Origin of the sequence: Pseudomonas sp. NPDC078416 (genome assembly GCF_050268485.1) — a bacterium.
Taxonomy (GTDB): domain Bacteria; phylum Pseudomonadota; class Gammaproteobacteria; order Pseudomonadales; family Pseudomonadaceae; genus Aquipseudomonas.
Genome location: NZ_JBNNGV010000020.1, coordinates 89203 through 97140, shown reverse-complemented (window position 1 = coordinate 97140; position 7938 = coordinate 89203). Strand labels below are relative to the sequence as shown.

6 protein-coding genes and 1 pseudogene are annotated in these 7938 nt (G+C 57.7%); all 7 read left to right on the top strand.

Annotated features, from left to right (window positions below; all coding sequences use genetic code 11):
* Positions 1-69 (top strand): annotated as a pseudogene (locus tag ACQKEN_RS17780) (hypothetical protein); the annotation flags it as partial.
* A 91-nt stretch (positions 70-160) separates the two neighbouring features.
* The gene (gene infB / locus ACQKEN_RS17775) at positions 161-2686 is read left to right on the top strand and encodes a translation initiation factor IF-2 (RefSeq protein ID WP_427687467.1); all 2526 of its coding nucleotides are present in this window, start codon (positions 161-163) and stop codon (positions 2684-2686) included.
* 161 nt (positions 2687-2847) lie between these two features.
* A complete protein-coding gene (gene rbfA, locus ACQKEN_RS17770; protein WP_065987600.1) occupies positions 2848-3249 on the top strand; it encodes a 30S ribosome-binding factor RbfA in 402 nt (133 codons plus the stop codon).
* A 3-nt stretch (positions 3250-3252) separates the two neighbouring features.
* A complete protein-coding gene (gene truB / locus ACQKEN_RS17765) occupies positions 3253-4170 on the top strand; it encodes a tRNA pseudouridine(55) synthase TruB (protein WP_133776826.1) in 918 nt (305 codons plus the stop codon).
* A 151-nt stretch (positions 4171-4321) separates the two neighbouring features.
* Positions 4322-4591 carry a 30S ribosomal protein S15 gene (rpsO, locus tag ACQKEN_RS17760; protein ID WP_037015114.1) on the top strand — a complete coding sequence of 90 codons (270 nt, stop codon included), beginning with the start codon at positions 4322-4324 and terminating at the stop codon, positions 4589-4591.
* Positions 4592-4763: 172 nt separating this feature from the next.
* Positions 4764-6869 carry a polyribonucleotide nucleotidyltransferase gene (gene pnp / locus ACQKEN_RS17755; RefSeq protein ID WP_427687465.1) on the top strand — a complete coding sequence of 702 codons (2106 nt, stop codon included), beginning with the start codon at positions 4764-4766 and terminating at the stop codon, positions 6867-6869.
* Between the two features lie 293 nt (positions 6870-7162).
* Positions 7163-7513, top strand: coding sequence for a BON domain-containing protein (locus ACQKEN_RS17750; RefSeq protein ID WP_074888508.1), 351 nt, complete (start codon positions 7163-7165; stop codon positions 7511-7513).
* The last annotated feature ends 425 nt before the right edge of the window (positions 7514-7938 follow it).

The window sequence follows — 7938 nt, the reverse complement described above, 5'->3', positions numbered from 1 at the left end:
GTGCTGTGTACCGCGCGGGCCATGGGTGAGTTCGGCGCGGTGTCGGTGGTGTCGGGGCACATTCGCGGGCGGCATTGACGATGATCGTGCCGGCAAGTTGATCATGGCCGCCCGAGCCCATTGGTTCGAGTAAGTAGATGCGGCCTGAGGAGAGAAGTGCATGACGCAAGTCACGGTGAAAGAACTGGCCAAGACGGTCGACACACCGGTAGAGCGCCTGTTACAGCAGATGCGTGAGGCAGGTTTGCCGCACAACGCCGCCGAACAAGTTGTGACCGATATCGAAAAACAAGCCCTGTTGACCCATCTGAAAAGCGGTCACAAGGCCAAGGTGGAAGAGCCGCGCAAGATCACTTTGCAGCGCAAGACCACCAGTACCCTCCGCGTTGCTGGCAGCAAAAGCATCAGCGTTGAAGTACGCAAAAAGAAAGTCTTTGTTCAGCGCAGCCCGGAAGAAATCGAAGCCGAACGCAAGCGCGAGCTGGACGAACGTCGTGCGGTAGAAAATGCCGCTCGTCAAAAGGCTGAAGAAGAATCTCGTCAGCGTGCCGAAGAAGAAGCGCGCCGTCAGCCTTCGTCGGGTGCCCCTGCAACTGACGCCGTTGCAGCGCCGGCACCGGCACCGCAAGCTGCCGAGCCAGCCCGGGAAACTCCGGCTGCGGCACCTGCGCCTGTTGCCGATCGCAAGAAAGACGAACAACGTCGCCCTGACAAACCACGCAACGACGACAACAATCGCCGCAGCGGCGGCGGTGGTGACGGCGATCGCAAGAACGCCCCGCATCGTGCATCGGTCAAGGAAAAGGCGCCAACGCCACGCGTTGCGCCTCGGACTACCGACGAAGAAAGCGATGGCTTCCGTCGTGGCGGTCGCGGCAAGGCCAAGCTGAAGAAGCGCAACGCGCACGGTTTCCAGAGCCCTACCGGCCCTGTCGTTCGTGAAGTGAAGATCGGCGAGACCATCAGCGTGGGCGATCTCGCTCAGCAGATGTCGGTCAAAGCTGCCGAGATCATCAAGTTCATGTTCAAGCTGGGTACTCCGGCCACCATCAACCAGGTTCTGGATCAGGAAACTGCCCAGTTGGTCGCTGAAGAACTGGGCCACAAAGTGACCCTGGTCAGCGACACCGCGCTGGAAGATTCCCTGGCCGAGTCCCTGAAGTTCGAAGGTGAGACGTTCTCCCGTGCGCCGGTTGTAACGGTGATGGGTCACGTTGACCACGGTAAGACCTCGCTGCTCGATTACATCCGTCGCGCCAAGGTTGCTGCTGGCGAAGCCGGTGGTATCACCCAGCACATCGGTGCGTACCACGTAGAAACCGAGCGTGGCATGGTGACGTTCCTCGATACCCCGGGTCACGCTGCGTTTACCGCAATGCGTGCTCGTGGTGCCAAGGCGACCGACATCGTTATTCTGGTTGTCGCTGCCGACGACGGCGTAATGCCGCAGACCATCGAAGCCGTGCAACACGCCAAGGCTGCTGGTGTTCCGCTTGTTGTTGCCGTGAACAAGATCGACAAGCCGGGCGCTGATCTGGACCGTATCCGCAGTGAACTGTCCGTTCACGGCGTAACGTCCGAAGAGTGGGGCGGTGAGACGCCTTTCGTCTCTGTGTCCGCGAAGATGGGTACTGGCGTTGACGAGCTGCTTGAAGCCGTTCTGCTGCAGGCCGAAGTTCTGGAATTGATGGCAACGCCGTCGGCTCCGGGTCGTGGCGTTGTAGTTGAATCGCGTCTGGACAAGGGCCGTGGCCCGGTTGCTACTGTTCTGGTTCAGGACGGTACGCTGCGTCAGGGCGACATGGTTCTGGTTGGCTCCAACTACGGTCGCGTTCGGGCAATGCTCGACGAGAACGGCAAGCCAATCAAGGAAGCCGGTCCGTCGATCCCTGTCGAGATTCTCGGCCTGGACGGTACGCCGGACGCTGGCGACGAGATGAGCGTTGTTGCCGACGAGAAGAAAGCCCGTGAAGTGGCTCTGTTCCGTCAAGGCAAGTTCCGCGAAGTCAAGCTGGCCCGTGCTCACGCCGGCAAGCTGGAAAACATCTTCGAGAACATGGGTCAGGAGGAGAAGAAGACGCTCAACATCGTCCTCAAATCCGATGTCCGTGGTTCTCTGGAAGCGTTGCAGGGTGCTTTGAATGGCCTGGGTAACGACGAAGTGCAAGTGCGCGTAGTGGGCGGCGGTGTCGGTGGTATCACCGAAAGCGACGCCAACCTGGCACTGGCCTCCAACGCTGTACTGTTCGGCTTCAACGTGCGTGCCGATGCTGGCGCGCGCAAGATCGTCGAGCAGGAAGGTCTGGATATGCGTTACTACAACGTCATCTACGACATCATCGAAGACGTCAAGAAGGCCCTCACCGGCATGCTTGGCAGCGACGTTCGGGAGAACATCCTGGGTATCGCTGAAGTCCGCGACGTGTTCCGCTCGCCGAAATTCGGCGCGATCGCAGGTTGCATGGTCATTGAAGGCGTTGTCTTCCGTAACCGTCCAATCCGTGTACTGCGTGAAGACATCGTTATCTTCGAAGGAGAGCTGGAATCCCTGCGTCGCTTCAAGGATGACGCTTCCGAAGTGCGTGCCGGCATGGAATGCGGTATTGGCGTCAAGAGCTACAACGACGTCAAGGTCGGTGACAAGATCGAAGTCTTCGAGAAGGTCCAAGTGGCTCGCAGCCTCTAAATCGCGAGCTTCAGGAGTCATGGCTTGCGCCGCATGAAAATGCCAGGCGTCGGTCATGGACTCTAAACGCAACGCCCGGTCCGGCTCTCGCCAGGCCGGGCGTTTGCCGCTTTCAGACCACATGGCTTTTGCCATGGGTCAGCAGTGACAGGTAACAAGACATGGCAAAAGAATACAGCCGTACCCAACGTATCGGCGATCAGATGCAGCGTGAGCTGGCACAGCTGATCCGTCGTGAAATCAAAGACCCTCGCGTGGGGCTGGTGACCATCACCGCCGTCGATGTCAGCCGTGACGTCGGCCACGCGAAAATCTTCATGACCGTGATGGGCCAGGACAGCGCCGAAGAAATCGCGCAGTCGATCAAAGTGCTCAACGCTGCTGCAGGCTTCCTGCGTATGCAGCTGGCGCGTGAGATGAAGCTGCGCAGCGTTCCGCAACTGCATTTCCATTACGACGAAAGTGTTGCCCGTGGCGCGCATTTGTCGGCATTGATCGAGCGTGCAGTGGCTGAAGATGGCCAGCACCAAACCGCACCCAAGCAAGACGGTCCGGAGGAATAAGGCGTGGCTCAGGTCAAGCGTATTCGCCGTAACGTCAGCGGGATCATCCTGCTCGACAAGCCGCTGGGCTTCACGTCCAACGCCGCGCTGCAAAAAGTGCGCTGGTTGCTCAACGCAGAAAAAGCCGGCCATACGGGCAGTCTCGATCCGCTGGCGACCGGCGTTCTGCCGTTGTGTTTCGGTGAGGCGACCAAGTTTTCCCAGTACCTGCTCGACTCCGACAAGGGCTATGAAACCCTGATGCAGCTCGGCAAGACCACCACCACGGCCGACGCCGAGGGTGAGGTTCTGCAGACGCGGCCTGTGACCGTTGGTCGCTCGGATATCGAAGCGGTGCTGCCAGCATTTCGCGGGAATATCAGTCAGATACCGCCGATGTACTCCGCCCTCAAGCGGGACGGTCAGCCGTTATACAAGCTGGCCCGGGCTGGGGAAGTGGTGGAGCGCGAACCGCGTTCTGTTACTATTGCGCGCCTGGAATTATTGGCGTGTGAAGGTGAGACTGCTCGTCTGGCTGTGGACTGCACCAAAGGCACCTATATTCGTACCCTTGTGGAAGATATCGGTGAAAAGCTGGGCTGCGGTGCTTACGTCGCCCAGTTGCGTCGCACCCAGGCCGGCCCTTTCACTCTGGCCCAGACGGTAACGCTGGAAGAACTGGAAGCGGTGCATGCCGAAGGCGGGAACGAAGCGGTTGATCGCTTCCTGATGCCATCGGACAGCGGGCTGCTGGATTGGCCGCTGCTGCAGTTCTCCGAGCACAGTTCGTTTTACTGGCTGCATGGCCAGCCGGTAAGAGCTCCCGATGCGCCAAAGTTCGGCATGGTGCGGGTGCAGGATCATGAAGGACGCTTCATCGGGATCGGTGAAGTGAGTGAAGACGGGCGCATTGCGCCACGTCGACTGATTCGGTCAGAGTGACCGGACCCGTCGCGGCAGGGTTTCCTGGCACGGCGGTACGAGGGTGGCTGTTAACAGGCATGGTCACTCCTCACATTTAAATACGAGAGTCAGCTCTCGGCCTGTTGAAACCGTCTCCCTGGAGCGGTTTCTTGATAAAAGGAATGCCCACATGGCACTCAGCGTTGAAGATAAAGCTCAGATCGTAACCGACTACCAGCAAGCTGTTGGTGACACTGGTTCGCCAGAAGTGCAAGTTGCACTGCTGACCGCCAACATCAACAAACTGCAAGGCCACTTCAAGGCCAACGGTAAGGATCACCACTCCCGTCGTGGTCTGATCCGTATGGTAAACCAGCGTCGCAAGCTGCTGGATTACCTGAAAGGTAAGGACGTTAGCCGTTACAGCGCCCTGATCGGTCGTCTGGGTCTGCGTCGCTAATAACGACTCGGATAGAGGTTGGTTGGTCGTCACGTTCCGCTGGTTTTACCAGTGGGCTGGCGGGCTCCCAGCCTCTAGTTGTATCTGGACTGCCGAAGGGTCCGATTCCCCTCGCTGCCCAAGAATTCGCAAGAAACCAGTTCCCCAAGAGCCACAAAGAAGGTAGGAAACCGTGAACCCGGTAATCAAGAAATTTCAATTCGGTCAATCGACCGTAACCCTCGAGACTGGCCGTATTGCCCGTCAAGCTTCTGGTGCTGTATTGGTCACCGTTGACGACGACGTCACCGTTCTCGTGACTGTGGTCGGCGCCAAGCATGCAGACGCAAGCAAAGGCTTTTTCCCTCTTTCCGTTCACTACCAGGAAAAGACCTACGCCGCTGGCAAGATCCCTGGTGGTTTCTTCAAGCGTGAAGGCCGTCCTTCCGAAAAAGAAACACTGACCTCGCGTTTGATCGACCGTCCGATCCGCCCACTGTTTCCAGAAGGCTTCATGAACGAAGTGCAGGTTGTCTGCACCGTCGTCTCCACCAGCAAGAAAACCGATCCGGACGTCGCTGCGATGATCGGTACTTCGGCTGCCCTGGCCATCTCCGGCATTCCGTTTGACGGCCCGATCGGTGCCGCCCGTGTTGCTTTCCACGAGAGCACCGGCTACCTGCTGAACCCGACTTACGAGCAACTGAAAGCATCGAGCCTGGACATGGTCGTTGCCGGTACCGAAGAAGCGGTACTGATGGTTGAGTCGGAAGCCAAGGAACTGACCGAAGACCAGATGCTGGGCGCCGTGCTGTTCGCCCACGACGAATTCCAGTCGGTCATCAAGGCCGTCAAAGAGCTGGCCGCCGAAGCTGCCAAGCCAACCTGGAACTGGGCGCCTAAAGCTGAGGCCACTGAACTGCTGGGCGCTATCCGCTCCGAGTTCGGCGCAGCGATCTCCGAGGCCTACACCATCACCGTCAAGGCCGATCGTTATGCTCGCCTGGGCGAGCTGAAGGATCAGGTTGTTGCCAAGCTGGCTGTTGAAGACGGCAGCCCGTCCGCCAGCGAAGTCAAAGCCGCGTTCGGCGAAATCGAATACCGCACCGTTCGCGAAAACATCGTCAACGGCAAGCCACGTATCGACGGTCGCGACACCAAGACTGTTCGTCCGCTGAACATCGAAGTCGGCGTTCTGCCGAAGACTCACGGTTCGGCGCTGTTCACCCGTGGCGAAACTCAGGCGCTGGTCGTGGCCACTCTGGGTACCGCGCGTGACGCTCAGCTGCTCGACACCCTCGAAGGCGAGAAGAAAGACCCGTTCATGCTGCACTACAACTTCCCTCCGTTCTCGGTGGGCGAGTGTGGTCGCATGGGTGGCGCAGGTCGTCGTGAAATCGGTCACGGCCGTCTGGCCCGTCGTTCGGTTCAGGCCATGCTGCCTGCTGCCGACGTGTTCCCGTACACCATTCGTGTCGTGTCGGAAATCACCGAGTCCAACGGTTCAAGCTCCATGGCTTCGGTCTGTGGTGCTTCGCTGGCCTTGATGGACGCTGGTGTTCCGATGAAGGCGCCGGTTGCCGGTATCGCCATGGGTCTGGTTAAAGAAGGCGAGAAGTTCGCCATCCTGACCGACATCCTGGGTGACGAAGACCACCTGGGCGACATGGACTTCAAAGTAGCTGGTACCGCCAAAGGTGTGACCGCGCTGCAGATGGACATCAAGATCAAGGGCATCACCGAAGAGATCATGGAGATCGCTTTGGGTCAGGCGCTGGAAGCGCGTCTGAACATTCTGGGTCAGATGAACACCATCATCGGTCAATCGCGCACCGAGCTGTCGGAAAACGCACCGACCATGATCGCGATGAAGATCGACACCGACAAGATTCGCGACGTGATCGGCAAAGGCGGCGCGACCATCCGTGCCATCTGCGAAGAGACCAAAGCGTCGATCGACATCGAAGACGACGGTTCGATCAAGATCTTTGGCGAAACCAAGGAAGCGGCTGAAGCTGCACGTCAGCGCGTTCTGGGTATCACCGCTGAAGCCGAGATCGGCAAGATTTACATCGGCAAGGTTGAGCGCATCGTCGACTTCGGCGCGTTCGTCAACATCCTGCCGGGCAAAGACGGTCTGGTGCACATCTCCATGTTGAGCGACGCTCGCGTAGAGAAAGTCACCGACATCTTGAAAGAAGGTCAGGAAGTCGAAGTCCTGGTGCTGGACGTGGATAACCGCGGTCGCATCAAGCTGTCGATCAAAGACGTCGCAGCTGCCAAGGCGTCGGGCGTCTAACCCGCCTCCTGCAGTTGATGAAAAAGAGCCCTTCGGGGCTCTTTTTTTTGAATGCAATTAATGGCTTAGGGATGCAGACCGTCGCTTGGCAGCTGGTCAGAACATGCATCTTGCAAGCGGAACTTTCCCAAAGCGGGCAATCTGCACGACGCCCGTGGTTCCACTAAAATATAACTCATTGATTTATAACGGATATTTGTGAGTTCTAAGATTGGCACAGCGCTTGCGACATATAGGTAACCCTGCAGCCAATCAGATTGGCGCAGATTCTGAGAAAAATAGGAGTTACCCGTATGAAGAAGTTCGCTATTGCTGCTGCTACCGCCACTGCTCTGACTCTGACTATGGCCAACGTAGCCATGGCTCAGACCTCTGCTCAAGCTCCAATGACTGTAGCTGCAAACGAAGTCGCCAAAACCAAAGAAGCTACTTCTGACACCTGGATCACCACCAAGGTCAAATCCGACCTGCTGACCGAGAAAGGCATTCCAGGCTCCGACATCAAGGTTGAGACCAACAAAGGCGTGGTTTCCCTGTCGTCGACTGTCGCCGTTACCGAAGCACAGAAAACCACCGCTGTAGCGATCACCAAGAAAATCAAAGGCGTGAAAGCTGTTTCGGCTGATGGCCTGAAAGCTGAGTAATTTGATTCGGTGGAACCTGTTGAATACCCGGCTGGCAGTGTGAAAGTCGTCAGCCGACGGATTCAAGGTTCACGCTAGGGCCACAAGGATGTGGCCAACAAAAGCCCCGGCGCTCGCGTCGGGGCTTTTTTATGCGCGGATTTCCGCACATCTTCCTCCCTGTCACGCCGGTGACGGACGCATTTGACATATTCTCGCCACACGCGCTGCGCTACTCTACTGCGCGCTTTACCATCCAAATGAAAGGATGTGATCCACTCATTCAGGATGAACCAGATCAGCTGTGAACAGTAATTGCATATCACGCAGCCCGTTGTTGAATGGGTGAATAATCTACCCACAGGCTTAACGCTTTGGTGACCTGTCATCAGCTACAGTCTGGCGTGAGTCTTTGCTCACCTGTTGTGACGCTGTTTAACACCGGG

Excerpts from the sequence above, each read along its gene's own strand:
- ACQKEN_RS17750 (WP_074888508.1), top strand. The coding sequence starts at position 7,163 with ATGAAGAAGTTCGCTATTGCTGCTGCTACCGCCACTGCTCTGACTCTG.
- rbfA (WP_065987600.1), top strand. The coding sequence starts at position 2,848 with ATGGCAAAAGAATACAGCCGTACCCAACGTATCGGCGATCAGATGCAG.
- rpsO (WP_037015114.1), top strand. The coding sequence starts at position 4,322 with ATGGCACTCAGCGTTGAAGATAAAGCTCAGATCGTAACCGACTACCAG.
- infB (WP_427687467.1), top strand. The coding sequence starts at position 161 with ATGACGCAAGTCACGGTGAAAGAACTGGCCAAGACGGTCGACACACCG.